Source organism: Paraburkholderia sp. SIMBA_054 (assembly GCF_046534875.1).
Taxonomy (GTDB): domain Bacteria; phylum Pseudomonadota; class Gammaproteobacteria; order Burkholderiales; family Burkholderiaceae; genus Paraburkholderia; species Paraburkholderia hospita.
Map to the genome: position 1 here is coordinate 1 of NZ_JAWRXV010000237.1, position 483 is coordinate 483.

At 57.8% G+C, this 483-nt stretch carries 1 pseudogene; it reads left to right on the forward strand.

Annotated elements, in window-relative coordinates:
* Window positions 1-437: pseudogene (locus SB822_RS54935) on the forward strand (hypothetical protein); the annotation flags it as partial.
* Window positions 438-483: the final 46 nt, after the last annotated feature.

Genomic DNA, 483 nt, shown 5'->3' on the forward strand with positions numbered 1-483 from the left:
GCGTAATGAGCACGTCCCTGACTAAGGCACTCGCAGCGGCCCGGCAACGCGGAAGAGATCGCGCGATTGCTGTGTTCAACCAGCCGGATAACCTCCGACTCGAGGACGCGGCCGCTTATGCATACATCGAACCGGCGATTATCGATGCAGCCAGGGAGCGCGGCGAAGTCTACGCGCTCGTATCTCCAACGCGTCCGCGCGAGCTCCGATATCCCCGCTGGCAATTTGACGCACCGGCTGGCCGTCTCGCTGCGGCTCTTCGGCCGTTTGTCCATGCCCGCAAGAACTGTTTTGTCATTCATCATTTCATGCTGCACGTGCAGACTACCGCGTCAGGTCCCACTTCGATGCAGATCATTCTCGACACCAACGCGAACATTGATGCGTTGATTCAGCTGGCAATAGGTTACATGCATGCTGATCAGGGAGCGTCTTGAGCCGATTCATCTTGACGAACGCTTTACGATGCGGACGCATGACGCA